The organism is Streptomyces sp. NPDC005263 (assembly GCF_042872365.1).
Taxonomy (GTDB): domain Bacteria; phylum Actinomycetota; class Actinomycetes; order Streptomycetales; family Streptomycetaceae; genus Streptomyces.
Window position 1 is genome coordinate 99,828 of the sequence record NZ_JBIAKJ010000002.1, and the last position, 21,258, is coordinate 121,085.

Genomic DNA, 21,258 nt, shown 5'->3' on the forward strand with positions numbered 1-21,258 from the left:
TCACCGTGAGGAGGCGTAACGCTCTGCTGATCAAGCGGAGGGTGGCATGCGACGAGAGGCGGGTCTCCGTGATCCAGGAAGCGTGTATGTCGAGGAAGGCGTGGGACCTGGACTTCACCGCGGAACCCGAGGAAGTGGCGGCTCTACGCCGGATCATGCGGGTGCACCTGGCGATGTGGGGCCTGCACGACGTGACAGACGTGGCCCAGCTGTGTGTGAGCGAGCTGGTGTCCAATGTCATCAACCATGTGGGCATCGGCACCCCTACCACGCTCGTCGTCGCCATGAGCGGAACACGTCTACGGATCGAGGTCCACGACCCCGACACGCGGGCTCTGCCCACCCTCCTCGAATCTGGGCTGGAGGCGGAGTCCGGCAGAGGGATGGCACTGCTCGATGCCGTAACCGACCGTTGGGGCGTCCAGCTTCTGGCTGACCGAAAGGTGACATGGTGCGAGTTGGGGACGGGGCTGCCTTCGGCTGATGGGCACTTGGGAGGGGATCGTGTTAACCGGGTCGAAGCACTGCTGAGCGCCTATGGCTGCGAGCAGGCACGACTACGTCTTGCAGGCTCGGGCGTCCTGAGCGTGGCAGAGGATGCGTTGATCGACCTCGTCACCGACGTCCTTCACTGGCTGCGAGCTCACGGACGCGACGTGGACGAGGCCCTTGAGCGAGCACATGCCTACTTCAGGGTTGAAGTCTCGGAAGGCGAAGCTCTGCGCCTTTGAGTGACTTGGCGGCGCGCTGTAGCGCTTTGCGAATCCCACAAGCAGCTTCGTCAGAAGCAGCGCTCGCCGTCGTGGAGGTAAGGCACCCGCCCGATGTTTAGAGCGTTCACCGCTGGCGGGGGACCTTTCGGCTCGCACCGCCTACGCGGACCACCGAACGCCCAGTCAAGGTTCCACCGACCCTGCTGGAGGAGTGGATGCCGGCGTTCCTAACCCAACTCGCCATCCCGGGAGCACAGTTCGTTCGTGACACAGACAGCAGTGGCGTACCGCTGCTGTACCTGTTCGACGCCGAGCGGGAGTCCTTCGCGGCATTCAGGGAGGGCACTTCCGGATGGACGGTTCGGCAGGGTGGGCCCGTGGCGTTGTGGGACAAGGCCGAGCAGACCCTTACGGCTTGGCGGGACGCGGGGCAGCCCGCCATCGATGTGGTAAGCCTCCATGTCTCAAGCCTCAAGCTGTGCCCACACCTTCCGGATCGGCAGGATGCCGCTGATGGAGTGGGAGCTCCGGATTGGTTGAGCCGACGTGTTGGCTTCTGGAGACAGCGGGCTCGTGACGCATGAGGGCCCTCAGCCGTTCCAAGGGGGCATCAATCGGGTTGGACCATGAGGACCAGGTCGGGGAACAACCTGAAGCTTCCCCCTTCGCGACCACAGGGCGCTTTCATCGAGTCAAGATCTGGCGGCCGTACCTGCGGGCGAACTAGTCTAGGGAACTGGGTTAGTTGGAGGCTCAAGAGGCCTTGAACCACGAGAGGTGCGGAGCAGCGTGGCGAATGTTGACCTGTCCGACTGGGATGACGCAGACGGTGAAGAAGAGGACACCGCCGCATCAGTGACCTCTGAAGAGGTCACACGAGCTGTCGTAACGGATACCGACTGGACCGCTGAAACGATTCTTAGTCAGCTCCGTCGAGGAAACATCCAGCTCAATCCACGCTTTCAGCGTCGCGATGCTTGGAACAAGCCAAGGAAGAGTCGCTTCATCGAATCTCTTATCCTCGGCCTGCCGATTCCGCAGATCGTCCTCGCCGAGGATAAGAATCGACGCGGAAAGTTCATTGTGCTCGATGGGAAGCAGCGTCTGCTAGCTCTCCGACAGTTTGCGGCAGGCTCATCATTTGCGGCGTCCGCAGAGGAAGAGGACTTTAAGGGATTCTCACTCACCGCACTTGAGGTCCGTGAGGATCTGCGGCTTGCGACGCTTCGAAAGATGGAGGAAGACGACAGTTATGTGGACGATCTGAATTCACTCCTTAACGAGACCATTCGGACTGTTGTTGTACGCCGTTGGCCTAATGAAGATTTCCTCAATCTCGTCTTTCTCCGGCTAAATACAGGCAGTGTTAAGTTGTCCCCTCAGGAGCTTCGACAGGCACTCCATCCCGGTCCGTTTACCGACTTCCTGGACGATTGCGCCTCTGACAGTGACTGGCTCCGAGCCGCTCTGCGTATCGACAAGCCGGACTTTCGCATGCGTGACGTGGAAGTGCTACTGCGATATTTCGGGTTCCAGTTCACCTTGGATGAATATACGGGAAACCTCAAGAAGTTTTTGGATGAGACCGTCAATCTCCTCAATGCGCAATGGACGAAGGAAGACGTTCGCATCAAGGATGTGGGAGAAAACTGCAACAAGGCCATCGAGGCGACTTTCAAGATTTTCGGGGATAATGCGTTTTATCGCTGGGCTAACGGAAAGTATGAAGGGCGCTTCAATCGGGCCGTTTTCGATGTGATGACGTACTATTTCTCCGAGGAAGCCGTTCGGGCTAAGTCCTTCTCTCGCGCGTCGGCTGTCGAGTCTGCCTTCCGCGATCTCTGTGACACCAATCAACGTTTCGTTGAGTCAATTCAGACAACCACAAAGACTCCGCTTGCTACCCATCGTCGTCTATCCCTCTGGGGTGAGGCGCTCGGTGAAGCCATCGAGATGCCGCTGCGCGTGCCTGAATTCCGCGACAACCGCCTCGTTCCGTAGGAGTTCGGATGGCCTCGTTGCGATTCGATGAGTTGGAGAGGCGGATCGAAGAACTGCGGCATAATTTCTTGCCACAGAAGTTCGATCCTACGGGCGACTATGAAGACCTCGTCTACGAGCAGACGCGCGCCTTCAGGGTTTTAGCGCATGCAGAATTTGAGTCATTCATCGAGGACCGGGTTATTGAGGTTATAGACGATGCAGTTTCCGGCTGGAAGGTGAGTGGCTCAATTACCGTCAGTCTACTAGCGGTAATGGCTTATAGGGAAACTGCTCCACCTATTCCGGAATCTCTAAGTGAGGCCGCTGCCAAGCCGGCAAAATATCCTGCGCTAGGGGCGCGCATAGAGGCTGCCCGGGCCGATATGCATCGATATGCTCGAAAGCAGAATCATGGCATAAAGGAAAAGAACCTTCTGAAATTGCTTCTGCCCATCGGTCTACAGGAGGCAGATATCGATTCTGGCTGGCTCAGTGCGACCGAGACTTGGGCGACGGCCCGCGGTGACGCCGCTCATAAGGGAGCGAAGATGCAGGTCAAGCCTGATCCACAAAACGAGCTAAAGACGGTAAATGTAGTGCTAGACGGATTTCGTGATCTCGACGTCCAGATGGAAAGTAAGTAGTACGACGCGAAAGAGCAACGCGCGCGACATCCGACTTAACTGCGGGGACGTCGGATGTTGCGACAGCTTAAATGGAGTGTCGCCTCGGAGGTTCAACATTTCTCGTCTCGTACGGCCTGAGTAAATGCTTGCCATGCCTCATTCCGAACAGCAACGAACGGGCCACCGGTGCTCTTCGAGTCACGTGCGAGGGCTCCGTCCCTCGTGCGTGCACACTCGACACACTCTGTCCCGCTGCCCCCGCTGTAGGAGGACTTGAACCACCGGTGTACCGAGGGCGTCGTCATCAAAACTCGTTGCTTATACGGTCGACGATCTCCGTTGATGTCTCGAGGCCGAGTTCCTGCGCGCTGAGGTATTCAAACGCCAACTTATAACGCTCCAGTTCTTGGTTCTTCTCCATGAAGAGCCCGCCGCTGAGTAGGTCGACGTACACCGCGTCTAGATCCGAAGCTGGCCCCCGGAGGATGACGAAGCTACCAACTGCCGCTGCGTGTGCCCCTGACGAAAACGGAAGCACTTGTACGGTGACGCGGGGGCGCTGAGTGAGGGTAAGCAAGTGGTCGAGCTGCTCTCGCATGACCTCGCTCCCTCCGGCTCTGCACCGGAGAGCCGCTTCGTCGATGACACACCAGATGTGCGGTGGATCATCTCGATCGAGGAGTTCTTGTCGCTTCATGCGGATGTCGACCACGTGTTGCACTACCCGCTCTGGGCACTGCACCTCTGAGGCTCGGTGAACGGCTTCGGCGTAGGCTCGGGTCTGGAGTAACCCTGGGATGTACATGCAGGCGTAGTGGTCTTCGCATACGACTTCATCCTCCAGCGTGAGCATGAGGTTCATAGACTCGGGGATGGGGTCGGCGAGTGAGCGCCACCATCCCTGGATTTTGGCGTCCTTCGCCAGCTCTACGAGGGCGAGTCGTTCCTCGTCCGACGCGCCTACTCGCGACAAAGGGCATCTACTGCAGGCCACTTGACCGTGTCTTCCTTGGTCTCGTACCGACTGAGCGTCGCCTTCGAGACGGTGTGCCGACCTCTTCGAGTGTCAACCTCTTGCGCTCACGGAGACGGCGAAGGTCAGCGCCTAGTTGGCGCCTTCGAGTTGTGGGTCCAACTGGCGTCCCTGAGGCCCTTCGTAAGTCTCGTGCTTCAGCCGCCATGTGATCGCCATCGGCTTACAAGGGCTAACACAATGAGCCGAGTTGTCGGTGAGTGGTGAGACAGCAGGCGAGTTTGAGGAACGCTTCATGGATGTCGGCCCTGCGTTCCCATCGGATGCGCAGAGGGCGGAAGCCGTGCAGCCACGCGAAACTCCTCTCCACGACCCAGCGGTAGGTGCCTAGTCCCGTGCCGTGCAGGGTGCCGCGTCTGGCGATCGCGGGCACGATGCCCCGGGCGCGGACCTGGTCACGGTAGATGTCATGGTCGTAGTCCCGGTCAGCGAACAGCGAGTCCGGCTTGCGTCGGGGACGGCCGATGCGGCCGCGGACCGGTGGGATCGCGTCGAGCAGTGGCAGCAGTTGCGTGACGTCGTTGCGGTTGCCGGCGGTCAGCAGGACCGCGAGCGGGGTGCCGTGGCCGTCGGTGATCAGATGGTGCTTCGAGCCGGCGCGGCCCCGGTCGACCGGCGAGGGGCCCGTGTGGATCCCCCTTTTAGCGCCCTGACGTGGGAGGAATCGACCACGCACCTTGACCAGTCCAGCCGGGAGGCCGCATTCAACTCGGCCAGCGGGACTTCGTGCAGCCGCTGCCACACGCCGGCCTCGTTCCAGTCCCGCAGCCGTCGCCAGCACGTCATGCCCGACCCGAAGCCGAGGTTCTGCGGCAGGTACTCCCACTGGATCCCCGTATGCAGCACGTACAAGATCCCGCACAGCACATCCCGGTCCGGCAACGGCCTGCGGCCGGGATACCGGAACCTGCGCTCACGCTGCGGCAGCAGCGGTTCCACACGGTCCCACAACTCATCCGACACGATCCACGGCGACGTCCCCACACCAGACCGAACGCGCAACTCCCGCACCAGTCATGGCGGCCAGGAACGACCCAACGCTTTGTGTTAGCCGTTGTTACTGCCTGTTTGCCCCTCGTACGTGGCAGGACCGAGCAGCGTCCACGGCTGAGACTTGCCGATGTCGGTGTTCTTGTAGTGGCGCGTGATTCGGGCCAACGTGAATCAGTTCTGACAGCAGCCGCTGACAATTGACTGATCATCGCCGAAAGATGATCGTTTTTGGATCGTCGCCTTTCGACGGAGGCGACTTGGGCAGCGCCGTGGGCGAGCACTCGTGTCGTCATGGTTGCCGTGGGGCTGCCCGCCTCCGTCTGCCCGATGGGGCGTGACGGCCGAACGTTCAGATTGCTCCGGAGATTGAAAGCGGCGGCGCAGGTCACTTTCGTTCGACCGATTACTTCGCCGGTTGCCTCCGGTCATACAAGCAAAACGCATCAGCACCCCGAGATCGTTGTGCGCCAAGGGATGGGACACCGTCGACATGACTGAAGCCGTGAAGGGCCCCGCCAGCTACTTCCCTTCGATCGAGAAGAAGTACGGCCGCCCGATAGCAGAGTGGCAGGGGATCATCCGTTCCTCGCCCTTGACCAGGCATATGGAACTCGTCTCCTGGCTCAAAACCGAACATGGGCTGGGGCACGGGCACGCGAACGCCCTCGTCGCGCACACCCTTGCAGAGGACAGCAGGAAGTAGGCCAGAGGCCGCGCGGACAGGTGAGGTCGGGGGCCCGGCAGCACCTGTCCGCGCGGCCTCTCAGCCGGGGCCGCTGGATGAGGGCCGCCCGTTACTGGGCCCCGTGGCACCCCTGGTACGCCTGCCCCGACCCACACCAACAAGCCGCCCCCCGCTGCGGAGGCCAGGCCACCGCCCGCCCCCGTGCCGCCAGCGTCGTCGCGTACTGCGGGAGCAGGGAGATGTCCTCCGGTGACGAGGCCTCCGACGCGGCGAACGCCTCGTAGGAGGGGACCGTGCCCGTGACGATGCCCAGGTTCGGGGTGCCGGAGGCGGAGAGTTCGCGCAGTGACGTTTCTATGGTCGCCAGGTGCTCCTCGTGGGAGGGGTACTCCGTGGCCAGCGACGGATACGCGTCCAGCAGCTCCGTCAGTTCCTCAGCCGTCCAGTGCAGGACCGCCACGGGGAACGGGCGGGACAGGGCCTCCCGGTAGGTGCCGAGCTCGGCTCGCAGGCGGGAGATCTCCGCGGCCAGTTCCGCCGGGTTGTCCGAGCCCAGGGACCAGACGCGCTTGGGGTCGTGGAGCTCGTCCAGGGAGACCGGGGAGGTGTGCAGGGTGTCGGCCAGGACGTCCCAGTCGTCGTGGCCCATGCCCAGCATGCGGCGCACCCGGTGGCGGCCGAACAGCAGCGGATGCGTGGCGTACGGAGGCGGCTCCGGGACGTCCGCCAGCAACAGTTCCACACCCTCCGTGAACGTCTCCTGCGCCGCTTCCAGCTCGTCGTGGGCTTCCAGGGACTCCGCCACGATCACCCAGGGGGCCGGGTCGCGGGGGGACGCCGCGCGGACGCCCTCGATGATCGCTCTGGCCTCCGCCTCATGGCCGTACTCCCAGAGGTTCGAGGCCTTGAGGGCCCGTACCAGAAGCGGGTTCTCCAGGCTGTCCGGGGACGACAGCAGGCGGTCGTAGAGAGTGGTCGCGGCGGGGCGGTCGCCGGACAGTTCCAGGTGGGCGGAGGCCCGCAGCAGCAGGGCCTCGGCGTCCTCGGGATGCAGGCCGGCGGTCCGCTCCAGGCGTGCCGCTTCGGCGGTGTGGTCGACGTTCTCGGCAGGCGTGTCGGGGCGCATGGGGGACACCGTACTGCCGAGCGGTGACAAAGAAGAGAAGAAGGTGGAGAGAGACGCAGGCCAGCGCCGGTGGGAGGGCCCTGACGGGAGCTCCCGCCGACGCTGGAAGGAGGCCCTGGATGACTGCGTCAGTCCCACTGCTCGTCCGCGAGGGAGCTGACGGGCTGCGGCTTGCCGATGACGGCCAGGGCGATGAAGAAGTTGATCTGGCCGATCGCGATGGTCAGGGTGGCCAGCGCCTTCTCGTCGTAGTGCTTCGCCACCTCGGCGTACAGCTCGTCACAGACGCGCTCCCTGCCGTGCGGGGCGGGCTGGAGGGTGGCCTCCACCAAGGCCAGGGCGGCGCGCTCGGCGTCGGTGAAGTACGGGGCGTCCTGCCAGGAGGAGACGGCGGTGATGCGCTCCTCGGACTCCCCGGCCTTGCGCAGGAAACCGGTGTTCAGGATCGTCAGGTAGGTGTTGCCGACGATCTGCCCGGCGCGCAGGTGGACGAGGTTCATCGTGGTGCGCGGCACCGAGCGGTTGCCCGTGGCCCGGAAGAGGGCGGCGCTGATGTCGTTCAGCTCGGGCACGAACTCGGCCGGGTTCGGCATCCGGGAGATGGAGGTGTTCGTCATGGCTGCTCTCCTTCGCTTCGGCCTGGTTGGCCTCTTCACAGCACTGACGGACCGGCGCACACAGGTGTGACAGGAATCCGGGAAGTTCTCTGGGGTGTCCGGACCTACGGGGCACCGGCCTTCGGAAGGGATCGGAAGTCTGTCGGCGGTGGCCGTGATCTGTCGGTGGAATGTCGGCGGAGGTTGCGATCTTGGGCGGGTTGGTGCTCCCCGGGAGCACGCCGCACCAGAGCGCAAGGAGCCTGTCATCGTGTCTTCCGCAGTCCAGAGCAGAGCGTGGGACGTTCACCGGCTGCCGTCTGCCGAGCGAAAGACCTTCCTGGTCACCGGGGGTAACGCCGGGATCGGCTACTTCGCCGCGGAGCAGCTCGCCGCCACCGGCGCCGTTGTCGTACTCGGCAGCCGGGACGCCGCGAAAGCCGACGCCGCCATCGCCTCGATCCGCTCGCGGGTGTCCGGCGCGCGGGTGCGGCACCTTCAACTGGACCTCGCGGACCTGTCGTCCTTGAAGTCCGCCGTGGACAGGCTGGACCTCGATCATCTCGACGCGGTGGTCCACAACGCGGGGGTCGCGCTCGACGACCCGCCGCGTCGAGAGACCAGGGACGGCCACGAGCTGATGTTCGGCACCAATCACCTCGGTCACTTCGCGCTCACCCAGTGGCTGGCCCCCCTGCTGTCCTCGGCGCCGGCGGGTCGCATCGTGACGGTGGGAAGCTTCGCGGCGCGGTCCGAGCGACTGGACCTGGGCGATCTTCAGTCGACCCAGGACTACCGGCCCAAGCGCACCTACGGCCGGTCGAAGCTGGCGCAGATGTACTTCGGCTTCGAACTCGACCGCCGCCTGCGTGCCGCCGGCAGCACGGTGCTCAGTGTGGTGGCCCACCCCGGCGGCGCACTGGACCCCCTCACCCCGTCCCGCCCGCAGGTACACGTGACGACCGCCGGCGAGCGGCTGCGGGCCCTGCCCGCCGGGCTCCTGGTGCAGGGCAAGGACGCTGGAGCATGGCCCGTCGTCCGGGCCGTCCTCGACCCGGAGGTGCGGGGAGGGCAGCTGTGGGGGCCGAGGGTGTTCGGCCTGCGCGGCACCCCACGGCGTGAACCCGTCCCCTCTCATATGGCCGACCCGGCCGTCGCCGCTCGCCTGTGGGCCGCCAGCGCCGAGCTGGTCGGCGCCGATCCGCACCTCGGCTTTCGGTAGGCGCGGAGCCGCGCCCTTACTTTCGAACTGTGGCTGGCTGGTCGCTCCCCCACTCTCGGCTTCGCTCGAGCGGGGGGACCCCCATCGCGGCGGTAGCCGCAGATCGAAACAGCCCCGCGTCCCTTCCGGGGCGGCGCGCCGTCCGCCGACTACTCCCCAGGGAGTAATCCGCACCCGCCGTCGCCCCCGGCAGTACGCGTCACCTCGCCCTCCCGTCCGACGAAAGCCGTGGTTCTCACCGGGAGTCTGGAGACCGAAGAAGACGTCACCCGGAGGGAGATCGGTCAATGAGGGCCGGAGAGACAACCGCTACGACGAGGCCTGGGCCGCGGCGCGGGCGAGCCGTTCCATGGGCGGTGCTCGGGCTGTGGATTGCCGTGATCGCGCTCGTCGGGCCGTTCGCGGCGAAGCTCGGCAGCGTGCAGCACGACAAGGTCACCGACTACCTGCCGGCGAGCGCGGACTCGACGCAAGTGGCGAAGATCGAGGAGAAGTTGCCCGGTGGCGAGACCACGGAGATGGTGCTCGTCTACCACCGGGACGGCGGGCTCAGCGCCGCCGACCGGGAGACCGCGGCCGGGCAGGTCTCGGAGATCACCCGGCAGCACGAGCTGATCGGCGGTGCTCCCCAGGGGATTCCGTCCAAGGACGGCACGACCCTGATGTACCCGGTCGCCAGCAACGAGCCCGGGGCGGACGAGGAGAAGCAGGACCAGCTCGTAACCGACGTTCGCAAAGTCGCCCAGGGCGAAGGCGGGTTGAGCGTCGATGTGGGCGGCACCGGCGCGCTGGCCACCGACTCCGGCGCGGTCTACGACTCGCTCGGCGGACCGCTGCTCTACACCACCGTCGCCGTCGTGGCCGTACTGCTGATCCTGATCTACCGCAGCCCCGTGCTGTGGCTCGTGCCCCTCGTCGTCGCCGGGATCGCCGACTACATGTCGATGGGCGTCGCCTACGGCCTCAACCAGGCCTTCGGCACGACCGTCTCGGGGCAGAGTTCGGGTGTGATGACGATCCTCGTGTTCGGGGCGGGCACGGACTACGCGCTGCTGCTCGTCGCGCGCTACCGGGAGGAGCTGCGGCGCATCGAGCGCCCCTACGAGGCCATGGTCGCCGCCCTGCGCGGATGCGGGCCCGCCGTGCTCGCCTCCTCCGGCACCGTCGCCGCCGGACTGCTGTGCCTGCTCGCCGCCGACCTCAACAGCAGCAAGGGCATGGGCCCGCTCGGCACCGTCGGTGTGCTGTGCGCGCTGATCGCGATGCTGACCCTGCTCCCCGCCATCCTCGTACTGGTCGGACGGCGGGTGTTCTGGCCGCTCGTGCCCGCCTTCGGGAGCACGCCCAAGCAGCGGCGGAGCCTGTTCGCGGCGATGGGCAGCTCTGCCGGACGCAGGCCGCTGACCGTACTCGCGAGCGGTGCCGTACTGCTCGGCGCCCTCGCCCTCGGCTCACTCAACCTGCCGGGATCGCTCAAGCAGGAGGACTCCTTCGTCAAGAAGCCGGAGTCCGTCGTGGCGATGGAGACCCTCGCCAAGTCCTTTCCCGAGAGCGGCAGCCAGCCCATCGACGTGATCACCCCGCAGGGGCGCGCTGACGAGACCCTCGCGACCGTCCGCGGCACACCGGGCGTCGGCAGCGCGGAGAAGGGGCGTACGGGAGACGGCTGGACCGAGATCTCCGTCTTCGCGAAGAGCGCACCCCAGTCGGCGGGGGAGACCGCCACCATCAAGTCCCTGCGGGACGAACTGAAGGGCTCCTACGTCGGCGGGGACAGCGCCCAGCAGATCGACCTGGAGGTCACCAACGCACGGGACACGAAGATCGTCGTACCGCTCGTCCTCGTCTCCGTGATGCTCATCCTGATCGGGCTGCTGCGGAGTCTGGTCGCACCGCTGCTCCTGGTGGTGGCGGTCGTCGCGGTGTGGGGCGCCTCCCTCGGGATCGGCGGACTGGTCTTCGAACCGCTCCTCGGCCTCAAGGGCACCGATCCGGGGCTCGGACTGCTGTCCTTCGTGTTCCTGGTCGCCCTCGGCGTCGACTACGGCATCTTCCTCATGCACCGGATGAGGGAGGAGTCCCTGGCGGGAGCGGAACCGGCCACGGCGGCACTCACCGCACTGCGCACCACCGGCGGCGTCATCGCCTCCGCCGGACTCGTCCTCGCCGCGACTTTCGCCGTGCTGACGAACATGGGACTGGTGCAGCTGGTCCAGCTCGGCTTCGTGATCGCCGTCGGCGTCCTGCTCGACACCTTCCTCGTGCGGACGTATCTGGTGACCAGTGCCAGCGTCGCCCTGGGCCGGAAGGTGTGGTGGCCGGGCGTGCTCTCACGGAAGCCCGGGCCGGCCGAACCGGCCGGGTCACGCGGACCGGGCGGACCGACCGGGCCGCCCCGGCAGCCGGAAACCGTCAGAGCACCCTGAGCACGCTGATCGAAGACCTCGATCGAACGCTCTGATCGAGCACGCTGATCGAGCACCTTGATCCGGCGGGTCCGCCCGGGTGCCTCTCCTTTCGGAGGGGCGCCCGGATTCCCGCACGAGCACCGGAAGATGGAGCCGTGGAAGAACGGGGAACGACCACAGGGGTACGCGAACGGTCGACGGCGGAGACGGCGGCCGGTGGCGGCGGGCGGTCCCGTCGCGTCGAGCGCATCATGTCCGCCATCAACCGCGAACCGCTGACCGCACCGCACCGCACCCGCAACGACGCGGTCCTCGCGCTGGGCCTCGCCGTGCTCGCCGTAGCCATCACCCCCCTGATGGGCGGCGGCGAAGGGACCCGGCCCGGCCATCTCAGCTGGATGCTGCTGCTCGCCGGGTACGTGCCTCTCGCATGGCGCCGCCGCCGTCCGGTGGCGGCCCTGCTCGGGGTGGTGGCCTGCATGGCTCCGTACTACGCCTTCGACTACAACCCCGCCCTGCCCGCCCCCGCGATCGTCCTGGCGCTCTACACCGTCGCGGCGACCGGCGCCGTACGCCGCACGCTGCTCACCGGTGTCGCCGTCCTCGGCTCGACAGTGATCAGCAACGGCATCACCGACCAGGACGAGGCGCTGGACTCCCTGGAGATCTCCGGCTGGATCATCGCGGTCCTGGTCGTCGGTGTCGCCGTCCGCTACTACCGCTTGTACGTCGCCTCCATCGTCGAGCGGGCCGAGCGGGCCGAACGCACCCGGGAGGAGGAGGCCAGGCGCCGCGTCGCCGAGGAACGGCTGCGGATCGCCCGTGACCTGCACGACCTGCTCGCCCACAGCATCACGCTCATCGGCGTGCAGACGTCCGTGGCGGCCCATGTCCTCACTGCCGACCCCGAGCGCCTCGACCGCAAGGCCGTCGCCCAGGCACTGGACGACATCGCGGGGACCTGCCGGACCGCCCGGGGGGAACTGCGTACGACGCTGGAGGTGCTGCGGGCGCAGGACACGGCCGAGGGAGCGGGAGCGGGCGCGGATCTGGGAGCGGGGGCCGGTTCCGTGTCGGGGGCCGAGGGCATGCGGGGGCCGCTGCCCGGGATCGACGGGCTGGCCGGTCTCGCGGAGACCGGCCGGGTGGCCGGGGCCAAGGTCGAACTGTCCGTCCGCGCGGACGGCGTCCCGCCCTCCGTGGGCGCCGCCGCGTACCGGATCGTGCAGGAGGCGCTCACCAACGCCGTACGTCACGGTGGCCGCGAGGACCTCACCGTGCGGGTGGGTCTGTGGACCGCGGACGGCGCACTGCGAGTGAGTGTCAGGGACGACGGGACGGGCGGGGACGCCGGCTCGGGCGGCGGGGTGGGCCCGTCCGACGGCACGCCCGGGTTCGGGCTCGTCGGAATGCGGGAGCGGGCCCGTAGCGTGGGCGGCACACTGGACGCCGGTCCGGGGCCCGCCGAGGGCTTCGAGGTGACCGCCACACTGCCGCTGTCCCGGGAGGACGAGGTTCGATGACCATCCGCGTACTGCTGGCCGACGACCAGAACCTCGTACGGGCCTCCTTCGCGATGCTCGTCTCGTCGGCCGGGGACATGGAGGTCGTCGCCGAGGCGGGCACCGGGCGGGAGGCCGTGGCGCTGGCCCGGTCGGCGCGGGCCGATCTCATCGTGATGGACATCCGCATGCCCGACCTCGACGGGATCGAGGCGACCCGGCTCATCGCCGCCGACGAGGATCTCGCGGGGGTGAAGGTGCTCGTCCTGACGACGTACGAGACCGACGAGCACATCGTCGAGGCACTGCGGGCCGGGGCGTCCGGCTTCCTCGTGAAGGACATCAGGCCGGCCGAACTCCTCGACGCCATCCGGACGGTGGCCGCGGGGGAGTCCCTCCTTTCGCCCGGTCCCACCTCGCGGCTGATCGCCCGCTTTCTGCGCGCGCCGAACACCGCGACGGCACCCGCGGTGGGCGGGCCGAGCGGGCTGTCCGAACGGGAACGGCAGGTGCTCGCGCTGGTCGCGCGCGGTCTCAACAACTCCGAGATCGCCGACGCGTTGGGACTCAGCCCGCTGACCGCGAAGACCCATGTCAGCCGGATCATGGGCAAGTTGGGGGCGCGCGACCGGACACAGCTGGTGATCGTGGCGTACGAGTCGGGGCTTGTGATACCTGGGACTGCCTGAGTTCGGGCAGTCTTTCTCACCGACACTCCCTACGGCGAGGGCTCCTTGCATGTCGGCCCGCGTGAAGGGGAGGCCCCTGCCGAACCCGGCAGGGGCCTCGTCGTGCGAACGGTCACTAGATCGTCACGCCGTCGATCTGCAGCGTCTGCACCGCCTTCGCCGCGAACGGGACCGCCACCGTCTTGCCGCTCAGGCGGGTGTCGGAGTACGCCGCGTACTTGTCGCCGCCCGTGGTGACCGTGTTCCAGCGCGGGACCAAGCCGCCCGAGCCGCCGCTGACCGTGCTGAAGCGGGACAGGTCGAAGGTCAGGGTCTGGGCGGAGGTGGAGGTGTTCAGGGCGACGATGACCAGGCGCTTCGCGCTCGCGTCGTAGGCCGCCGCCGCGTAGCTGACGCCCGTGTCGAGGATCCTCATGCCCGGGCGGATGTGGCGGCTGAACTGCGCCATCACGTAGTACTTCGTCTGGACCGTCGTCGGCTGGAGCGAGCCCTGGTCGTACGCGATCATCGCCCAGCCCGTCGACGGGTCCATGACCTGCCAGTAGACCCAGGCCGTCGGGTGGAGCCAGCGGAAGTCGTAGAGCAGGTTGCTCGCCATGGTGGCGCCCGAGCCGTCGCTGTCGCCCGTCTCCGAGTTCCACAGGGCCTTGCCGGAGTTCGTGACGACGTCCGTGTAGAGGCCGTCCCTGCGGCCGCCGGAGCCCTGGTAGCCGTGTACGTTCACCCGGTTCACCAGGGCCTTCGTCGAGGAGCTGAAGGAACCCCACGTCGTGCGGGCCAGGTCGTAGCTCGTCTCGTCGGACGCCGAGATCTTCGTGGCGGTCAGGCCGCGCTTGTCCAACTCGCTGCGCATGTACGGGAGTACGGCCGACTGGACGGTGGCGTCCATGTGGCAGCCCTCCTGGGTACCGGTCGCCGTCCACCAGCTTGAGCTGGGCTCGTTGAAGGGGTCGACCGTCGCGAAGTTCACGCCCCAGGTGTTCTTCGCGCGCAGGGCCACCGCGGCCAGGTGGGAGGCGTGCTGGCGGTAGTTCCAGGACTGGAGGTTGTTGCCGCCGTCCGAGGCGCCCGAGGGGTTGTGGTTGAGGCACATCCACCACATCGGGGAGTTCGCGAACAGCTCGGTCGTCGCGCCCCGGTTCACCGCCTTCACCAGCATCGCGCGCTGGTTGGCGTCCGCGGTCCAGTCCCAGGCGGAGGACGCCGGGTCCTCGTTGTTCCAGTCCTGCCAGAAGCCCTCGATCTGCTTGAAGGCGGGGATGTTCGGGGACACGGCCATCGTGGTGCCCGACACGCTGTTCCAGCTGGAGGCGCCCAGGTTGTAGCGGGCGATGTTCAGGCCGAGGCCGGGCAGCGTCGTGCCGTTGTACGACACCGACTTGGTGGTGAAGAAGATGTCGGCGAAGTCGTCCCGGGCGCCGAACACATTGGCCCACCAGGCCAGCGAGGTGCCCCAGCCCTCCCACGTGCCGTACGACGTACCGGGGTTGACGGCGATCGTGGCGTCCGCGTGTGCGGTGCCGGTCGCCAGGGCGCTGCCGAGGAGCGAACCCCCCGCGGCCGTGAGCAGCGTTCTGCGTCGGATCATGGCTACTCCGAAGTCCGATTCGATCGTCGTCGATCCCTGAACCGGCGACGTGGCTTGTCCCGCTCATGCCAGGACGAACGAAGCATCGGGTGTGACGCGTGAGGTTGTCGAGCGTTCTGACATCCCTTTCACAAACCTATGGAGGAAGTGCGGTGCGTCGAACGTCGGGCTGCCCCGGGGCGGCGTCGGGCCTGGTGACTTCAGGGCCCCGCCCTTATCGTGCGGGCGGCGGACGGCGCGACCCCGGTCGAGGAGGCGTACGCATGCGGCTTCACGTCGTGCACCACGGCATCCGACGACGACACGACCTGCGCCGACGCGCCCTGTGGAGCGGCGCCGAAGTCCTCGTCACCGTCGGGGTCCTGGTGCTGCTTCTGGTCGTGCACCAACTGTGGTGGACCAACCGGGAGGCCCGACGGGGCGCCGAGCGGAAGGTGGAGGCGCTGGAGCGGACGTGGGACGACGGTGACGGGAGCCGCGGCGGCGAGAGCGGTGACGGAAGCGGCGGAACCCTCCGTGGGAGCGGCACCGACGATTCCGGTGCGTCCCGCCCGCCCACGTCTTCCGGGGAACGGACCGCCCGTCAGCCCGCGGACACCCCGACCGCCGGCGACCGGTCCTCGACACCCCGCCACTCCCAGGCCTACGCCGTCCTCACCATCCCGCGCCTGAACCTCCGCGTCCCCGTCGCCGAAGGCGTCAGCAAGCGTGACGTCCTCAACAAGGGGTACGTCGGCCACTACCCCGGCACCCAACAGCCGGGCCAGGCCGGGAACTTCGCCCTCGCCGGGCACCGCAACACCCACGGCGAGCCCTTCCGCTACCTCAACCGGCTGCGGACGAAGGACACCGTCGAGGTCGAGACCAGGGGAGCGGTCTACACGTACGCCGTCGACCGGACCCTGCCGCAGACCTCGGCCCGGGACGCGAGCGTGATCCACCGGATCCCGCGTTCCACCGTCCACCCCCGCCACGGCTACACCGACCCCGGCTACTACCTCACCCTGACCACCTGCACCCCGGAGTACACGTCCAGATACCGCCTGGTGGTGTGGGCCAAGCTGGTCTCCATGCGGCCGCGCCAGGCGCGTTGACCTGCCGATGGGGTATACAGGTAAGCAGGTGACCGAGGTACAACCGAGGCAGGACACACAGGCGTACGAGCGAGACGCGCCGACGTACGGAGGGAGGGGGCGGCACTGATGCGCCGTTGGAGCAACCCGCGCCCCGCCGTCGTACTGCTGATCCTGCTCCTCGACGTCGCCCTGCTCGACGTCGGCAGCCTCTCCGCCGCCGCCGTCGCGCTCGCCGCGACCGCCGCGGCCGGTTCCGCGCTCGCCGTCTGCTCGCTGCTCGCCTCGCGTGCCGCGCCCGCCGTGCCGCCCACCCGGGTGCGTACGGCCATCCGGGACCGGGCCCGCCGTACCGCGTTCCTGCCCCAGCGAGATCCCGACGCCAGGGGGCGCACCCGCCCCCGAGCGCCCGGACACGCCCTCCCGACGACCGTCGCGTAGGGCACCGGCCGCACCAGCTCTCCCTCGTACGTCCGTGTCTTCGCGCGGGTCGTCATGCCGTCTCTCACCTTTCCCGGCAGACAAGACCCCCGGAGGGCTCACCCATGTCCGTTTTCGCCGACCTGGTCCAGAACCTGGCCGACCTGCTCCAACCGCTGTTCGGCGCCGCCGCGGCCGCCGCCGCGATCGTCCTGTTCACGGCACTCGTACGCCTCCTCGTGCATCCCTTGTCCCGGGCGGCGGCCCGTGGACAGAAGGCGCGGACCGCGCTGCAACCGAAGATCGCCGAGCTGCGGAAGCGGCACGCGAAGGATCCCGAGAAGCTTCAGAAGGCCGTCCTGGAACTGCACACCGAGGAGAAGGTGTCGCCGCTGTCCGGCTGCCTGCCGAGCCTGCTCCAGCTGCCCGCGTTCTTCCTGCTCTACCACCTGTTCTCGAACACGACGATCGGCGGCGGGACCAACGAGCTGCTCACGCACCAGCTGTTCGCCGCGCCCCTCGGAGAGCGGTGGACGGACGCGCTGGCCGAGGGCGGGATGTTCGGGGGCGCGGGTCTCGTGTACGTCGGCCTGTTCGCGCTGGTCGCCGCGGTCGCCGCGTTCAACTATCGCCGTACGAAGTCGATGATGGCCGCGGCTCCGGCCCTGCCCGTGGGGGAGGGCCGGGCAGTGCCCGGGATGGGCGCGATGAACAAGGTCATGCCTCTCATGTCCTTCTTCACCCTGGTCACCGTGGCGGTGATGCCGCTCGCCGCCGCGCTGTACGTGGTGACCAGCACGACGTGGAGCGCGGTCGAGCGAGCGGTGCTGTACAGGTGACGACCGGGCTCGGCGGTCCAGTCCGTGAACCGGGTATTGCGGACCGGACGCCGAGCTTGGAGGATCGACCAGTCATCCGATGGCTGCACCCGTCGGTCGACAGTGCCGCGATCGAGGGAGATTGTGATCATGAAGTTGCTGCGAGTCGGTACGTCGGGGGCCGAGCGTCCCGCGCTGCTCGACACCGAGGGGACACTGCGGGACCTGTCCGGTGTCGTGCCGGACATCGACGGACCGCTGCTCTCCGACGACGAGGCCCTTGGCCGGATCCGCGCCGCCGTCGACGGGGGCACGCTGCCCGCTCTGGACCAGGCCGGCCTGCGGGTCGGGCCGCCCGTCGCCCGTATCGGCAAGATCGTGTGCATCGGGCTCAACTACCACGACCACGCCCGCGAGACGGGGGCCGAGCCGCCGCCCGAGCCGGTGATCTTCTTCAAGGCCGCGGACACGGTGGTCGGGCCGCACGACACGGTGCTTGTCCCCCGCCAATCCGTGAAGACGGACTGGGAGGTCGAGCTGGCCGTCGTCATCGGGCGTACGGCCCGCTACCTGGAATCCGCCGAGGAGGGGCTCGCGCACGTCGCCGGGTACGCGGTCGCGCACGACGTGTCCGAGCGGGAGTTCCAGATCGAGCGGGGCGGGACCTGGGACAAGGGGAAGAACTGCGAGACGTTCAACCCGCTCGGACCGTGGCTGGTGACGGCCGACGAGGTGCCCGATCCGCAGACGCTGTCGCTGCGGCTGTGGGTCAACGGGGAGCTCAAGCAGGACGGGACGACCGCCGAGCAGATCTTCCCGGTGGGGGAGGTCGTGCGGTACGTCAGCCAGTTCATGACGCTGTACCCGGGTGACGTCATCAACACCGGCACGCCGGCGGGGGTCGCGCTCGGCGCGCCGGAGCCCAAGCCGTTCCTGCGCGCCGGGGACGTGGTGGAGCTGGAGATCTCGGGGCTCGGGCGGCAGCGGCAGGAGTTCAAGGACGCCTGAGGGGCGAGCAGCCTGAGGGGCGTGAAGCCCGAGGAGTAGCAGGCCTGTGGGGCGAGGGACCGTGGTCTCTCGCCCCACAGGTGTCTCCGCTCAGGCCAGCAGGGAGGCCAGCCTGCGCCATTCGTCCCTCGGCAGGGACTCCATCGAGGCGTCGGTCACCACCTGCAAGGCGAGGTGGTCCGCACCCGCCTCCTGGAAGGCGCTGATCCGCTTCCGGATGCTGTCCTCGTCGCCCCAGGCGAACAGCGCGTCGACCAGGCGGTCGCTGCCGCCGTCGGTCAGGTCGTCCTCGGTGAAGCCGTGGCGGAGGAAGTTGTTGGTGTAGTTCGGCAGGGGCAGGTAGCGGGCCAGGAACGCGCGGGCCAGCGCGCGGGCTCGGGTCGGGTCCGACTCCAGGACGACCGCCAGCTCGGGTGCGAGGAGCGGGGCCCGGCCGAGGATCTCGCGGGCGTACGCGGTGTGTTCGGGGGTGACCAGGTACGGGATGGCGCCGGCGGCCCGGTCCCGGGTCAGCTCCAGGGACTTCGGGCCGAGGGCGGCCAGGAGGCGGCGGTCCGCGGGCACGCCCGCCTTGTCCAGGGCGTCGAGGTAGCTGACCAGGGCCGAGTAGGGGCGACGGTACTGCTCGGTGTTCCTGGCGTGGGCGACACCGAGGCCGAGGACGAAGCGGCCGGGATGCGTGGTCTCCAGCTCGGCCAGGTCCGCCGCCGTGTCCTCGGCCTCGTGCTGCCAGATGCTCTGGATGCTGGTGCCGAAGGTGATGCGCGAGGTGGCCTCGACGAGCGGTACGGCGTTACGGACGGCGCTGCTGCCGCCCAGCCAGACGGCGCCGTAGCCCAGTTCCTCCAACTCGGCTGCCGCCTCGGTCAGTTCGCCGCGTCGGGACGGGTCCTCGGAGCGCAGACCGACACTCCAGATCCCGTACCGTCCGACGGTTTCCTTCAAGGCGTCACTCATGGGTCCGGGTCCCTCCGGTCGGTGCGTCGTACATCGGTGCCAACCGGAGGGGGCGCCGGGATCTTCCCGGCAGCGAACTTTCCCGTCAGTCACGGTCCAGGTGCCGCGTCACGGTCCGGGTGCCGCGTCAGTCACGGTCCAGGTACTGCTCCAAGGCCGCCACGACGAACCGGTGGTCCTGGAGCTGCGGTAGCCCCGACACGGTCACCGCTCCGATCACACCCACGCCCTCGACGGTGATCGGGAAGGAGCCGCCGTGGGCCGCGTACTCGTCCGGGTCCAGGCGGGAGGACTCCTCGAACGTGGTGCCCTTGGCGCGGAACCGGGCGCCCACCAGGTAGGACGCGGAGCCGTAGCGCTCCACGACCCGGCGCTTGCGGGCGATCCAGGCGTCGTTGTCGGGGGTGGAGCCGGGCAGAGCCGCGTGGAAGAGCTGCTGGCCGGCGCGGTGGATGTCGACGGCGAGAGGTGCCTGCCGTTCCCGGGCCAGCTCCACCAGCAGGGTGCCCAGCGCCCACGCGTCCTCGTGGGTGAACTGCCGGAAGACCAGACGGCGTTCCTGCGCCTCCAGTTCTTCCAGCGGCGGGGTGAGTTCCGGGTGGAACTTCGGGCCGATCTCCTGGTTGTGCGTCACAGCGTCACCGCCACCGCGTCACGGGCCGAACGGCGTGCCGCCTCCAGTACGTCGAGGGCGGCAGCCGCCTCCAGGGCGGTCACCGGGTTGGGGCCGCCGTGGGTCAGGGCCCTGGCCACGGCGGCATAGTAGGCCGGGTAGTCGCCGGGCAGGGTCGGTTCGGGCCGGCCACCGCCGGTCAGCGGGGACTCCCCGGCGCCGACGCGGCCCCACAGCGACTCCGGTTCCAGACCCCAGTCGACTCCCGCACCGGGACGCTCGCCCTCGCGCAGCGCCGCCTCCTGCGGATCGAGGCCGTACTTCACATAGCCCGCCGTCGAGCCCAGCACCCGGAAGCGGGGGCCGAGTTGGGCGGCCGTCGCGGAGGCGTACAGGTGGGAGCGGACGCCGTTCGCATGCGTGACGGCGATGAAGGTGTCGTCGTCGGCCTCCGCGCCCGGGCGGCGGATGTCCGACTCGGCGTACACGGAGACGGCCGGACCGAAGAGGACCAGCGCCTGGTCGACGACATGACTGCCGAGGTCGTACAGCAGACCTCCGATCTCTGCCGGATCGCCGGACTCCCGCCAGCCGCCCTTCGGCTGCGGCCGCCAGCGTTCGAAGCGGGACTCGAAGCGCCATACGTCGCCCAGTTCGCCGTCGGCGAGGAGCTTTTGGAGCGTCAGGAAGTCGTTGTCCCAGCGGCGGTTCTGGAAGACGGAGAGCAACAGGCCGCGTTCCTCGGCGAGGGCCGCCAGCTCACGCGCCTCGGCGGCCGTACCGGCGACGGGCTTGTCCACGACCACGGGCAGGCCGGCCTTCAGGGCGGTGGTGGCGAGCGGGACGTGCGTCTTGTTCGGGGACGCGATGACGACCAGGTCCAGATCGTCGGCCCGGTCGAACAGCTCGTCCGGTCCGGCGACCGTACGCACGTCCGGGAACTCGGCACGGGCCTGCTTCTGCCGCTCGGGGTTCGAGGTGACCACCGTGTCGAGGACCAGGCCCTCGGTGGCGGCGATCAGCGGGGCGTGGAAGACGGAACCCGCGAGGCCGTAGCCGACGAGGCCCACACGAAGGGGGGTACCGGCCGCATCGGCCGTACCAGCTGTACCGGTCGGAGCTGTCATGCCTGTCATGGCTCCCACTTTGGCAACGCTGTTGCCAAAGTGCAAGCGCCGGGGAGAATGGGGGAGTGGACGGGACGA

At 67.9% G+C, this 21,258-nt stretch carries 20 protein-coding genes and 1 pseudogene; 12 read left to right on the top strand and 9 right to left on the bottom strand.

The window, feature by feature from the left end:
- Positions 1-86: 86 nt before the first annotated feature.
- From ACFYRY_RS07830 to ACFYRY_RS07840, 3 genes are all read left to right on the top strand, one after another.
- A complete protein-coding gene (locus tag ACFYRY_RS07830) occupies positions 87-731 on the top strand; it encodes an ATP-binding protein (RefSeq protein ID WP_389141317.1) in 645 nt (214 codons plus the stop codon).
- A 771-nt stretch (positions 732-1,502) separates the two neighbouring features.
- Entirely contained in the window at positions 1,503-2,714 is a 1,212-nt protein-coding gene (locus tag ACFYRY_RS07835) for a DUF262 domain-containing protein (RefSeq protein ID WP_389141319.1), read from the top strand.
- Between the two features lie 8 nt (positions 2,715-2,722).
- Positions 2,723-3,340: a HEPN domain-containing protein gene (locus ACFYRY_RS07840; protein ID WP_389141321.1), complete on the top strand. Its 618-nt coding sequence runs from the start codon at positions 2,723-2,725 to the stop codon at positions 3,338-3,340.
- 92 nt (positions 3,341-3,432) lie between these two features.
- On the opposite strand, the gene ACFYRY_RS07845 is transcribed toward ACFYRY_RS07840, so the two are convergent.
- The 3 genes and pseudogenes from ACFYRY_RS07845 to ACFYRY_RS07855 form a co-directional block, all read right to left on the bottom strand.
- Entirely contained in the window at positions 3,433-3,627 is a 195-nt protein-coding gene (locus ACFYRY_RS07845) for a DUF397 domain-containing protein (RefSeq protein WP_389141323.1), read from the bottom strand.
- A pseudogene (locus tag ACFYRY_RS07850) lies at positions 3,627-4,503 on the bottom strand (DUF5753 domain-containing protein). The gene ACFYRY_RS07845 and the pseudogene ACFYRY_RS07850 overlap by 1 nt, the downstream one beginning before the upstream one ends.
- 24 nt (positions 4,504-4,527) lie before the next feature.
- Positions 4,528-5,321, bottom strand: a protein-coding gene (locus ACFYRY_RS07855; protein WP_389143639.1) for an IS5 family transposase whose coding sequence is annotated in 2 segments (ribosomal slippage) — positions 4,528-5,000 and positions 5,000-5,321 — 795 coding nt in all. Because the reading frame shifts where the segments join, the coding sequence is not laid out codon by codon here.
- Positions 5,322-5,838: 517 nt separating this feature from the next.
- Here ACFYRY_RS07855 and ACFYRY_RS07860 point away from each other — a divergent pair.
- Positions 5,839-6,051, top strand: a complete 213-nt coding sequence (locus ACFYRY_RS07860; protein WP_389141325.1) for a DUF4287 domain-containing protein — start codon at positions 5,839-5,841, stop codon at positions 6,049-6,051.
- A 91-nt stretch (positions 6,052-6,142) separates the two neighbouring features.
- Here the strand turns inward: ACFYRY_RS07860 and ACFYRY_RS07865 are convergent, their stop codons facing one another.
- Together ACFYRY_RS07865 and ACFYRY_RS07870 are read right to left on the bottom strand one after the other, a co-directional pair.
- A complete protein-coding gene (locus ACFYRY_RS07865; protein ID WP_389141327.1) occupies positions 6,143-7,159 on the bottom strand; it encodes a hypothetical protein in 1,017 nt (338 codons plus the stop codon).
- Between the two features lie 128 nt (positions 7,160-7,287).
- Positions 7,288-7,776 (bottom strand): carboxymuconolactone decarboxylase family protein, encoded by a 489-nt coding sequence (locus tag ACFYRY_RS07870; RefSeq protein ID WP_389141329.1) that lies wholly within the window; start codon positions 7,774-7,776, stop codon positions 7,288-7,290.
- A gap of 250 nt (positions 7,777-8,026) precedes the next feature.
- Here ACFYRY_RS07870 and ACFYRY_RS07875 point away from each other — a divergent pair, with 250 nt between their 5' ends.
- The 4 genes from ACFYRY_RS07875 to ACFYRY_RS07890 all read left to right on the top strand — a co-directional run bounded on the left by ACFYRY_RS07875 (position 8,027) and on the right by ACFYRY_RS07890 (position 13,576).
- Positions 8,027-8,977: an SDR family NAD(P)-dependent oxidoreductase gene (locus tag ACFYRY_RS07875; RefSeq protein ID WP_389141331.1), complete on the top strand. Its 951-nt coding sequence runs from the start codon at positions 8,027-8,029 to the stop codon at positions 8,975-8,977.
- A 287-nt stretch (positions 8,978-9,264) separates the two neighbouring features.
- Entirely contained in the window at positions 9,265-11,403 is a 2,139-nt protein-coding gene (locus ACFYRY_RS07880) for an MMPL family transporter (RefSeq protein WP_389141333.1), read from the top strand.
- A 137-nt stretch (positions 11,404-11,540) separates the two neighbouring features.
- Positions 11,541-12,908: a sensor histidine kinase gene (locus tag ACFYRY_RS07885; protein WP_389141335.1), complete on the top strand. Its 1,368-nt coding sequence runs from the start codon at positions 11,541-11,543 to the stop codon at positions 12,906-12,908.
- Positions 12,905-13,576, top strand: a complete 672-nt coding sequence (locus ACFYRY_RS07890; protein ID WP_389141337.1) for a response regulator — start codon at positions 12,905-12,907, stop codon at positions 13,574-13,576. Before ACFYRY_RS07885 ends, ACFYRY_RS07890 begins: the two co-directional genes overlap by 4 nt.
- Positions 13,577-13,691: 115 nt before the next feature.
- Here the strand turns inward: ACFYRY_RS07890 and ACFYRY_RS07895 are convergent, their stop codons facing one another.
- On the bottom strand, positions 13,692-15,164 hold the full coding sequence (locus tag ACFYRY_RS07895; protein ID WP_389141339.1) for a beta-1,6-galactanase: 1,473 nt from the start codon (positions 15,162-15,164) through the stop codon (positions 13,692-13,694).
- Between the two features lie 263 nt (positions 15,165-15,427).
- Here ACFYRY_RS07895 and ACFYRY_RS07900 point away from each other — a divergent pair, with 263 nt between their 5' ends.
- The 4 genes from ACFYRY_RS07900 to ACFYRY_RS07915 all read left to right on the top strand — a co-directional run bounded on the left by ACFYRY_RS07900 (position 15,428) and on the right by ACFYRY_RS07915 (position 18,483).
- A complete protein-coding gene (locus ACFYRY_RS07900; protein ID WP_389141341.1) occupies positions 15,428-16,258 on the top strand; it encodes a class E sortase in 831 nt (276 codons plus the stop codon).
- Between the two features lie 108 nt (positions 16,259-16,366).
- Positions 16,367-16,678, top strand: coding sequence for a DUF6412 domain-containing protein (locus ACFYRY_RS07905; RefSeq protein WP_389141343.1), 312 nt, complete (start codon positions 16,367-16,369; stop codon positions 16,676-16,678).
- Positions 16,679-16,782: 104 nt separating this feature from the next.
- Positions 16,783-17,496 carry a YidC/Oxa1 family membrane protein insertase gene (locus tag ACFYRY_RS07910; protein ID WP_389141345.1) on the top strand — a complete coding sequence of 238 codons (714 nt, stop codon included), beginning with the start codon at positions 16,783-16,785 and terminating at the stop codon, positions 17,494-17,496.
- Positions 17,497-17,625: 129 nt separating this feature from the next.
- Positions 17,626-18,483 carry a fumarylacetoacetate hydrolase family protein gene (locus ACFYRY_RS07915; protein WP_389141347.1) on the top strand — a complete coding sequence of 286 codons (858 nt, stop codon included), beginning with the start codon at positions 17,626-17,628 and terminating at the stop codon, positions 18,481-18,483.
- A 90-nt stretch (positions 18,484-18,573) separates the two neighbouring features.
- Here the strand turns inward: ACFYRY_RS07915 and ACFYRY_RS07920 are convergent, their stop codons facing one another.
- The 3 genes from ACFYRY_RS07920 to ACFYRY_RS07930 form a co-directional block, all read right to left on the bottom strand.
- Positions 18,574-19,440, bottom strand: a complete 867-nt coding sequence (locus tag ACFYRY_RS07920) for an LLM class F420-dependent oxidoreductase (protein WP_389141349.1) — start codon at positions 19,438-19,440, stop codon at positions 18,574-18,576.
- Positions 19,441-19,567: 127 nt separating this feature from the next.
- Positions 19,568-20,074 (bottom strand): heme-degrading domain-containing protein, encoded by a 507-nt coding sequence (locus ACFYRY_RS07925; RefSeq protein WP_389141351.1) that lies wholly within the window; start codon positions 20,072-20,074, stop codon positions 19,568-19,570.
- Complete coding sequence (locus ACFYRY_RS07930) at positions 20,071-21,189, bottom strand: Gfo/Idh/MocA family oxidoreductase (protein ID WP_389141353.1); 1,119 nt, start codon at positions 21,187-21,189, stop codon at positions 20,071-20,073. Before ACFYRY_RS07930 ends, ACFYRY_RS07925 begins: the two co-directional genes overlap by 4 nt.
- Positions 21,190-21,258 lie beyond the last annotated feature (69 nt).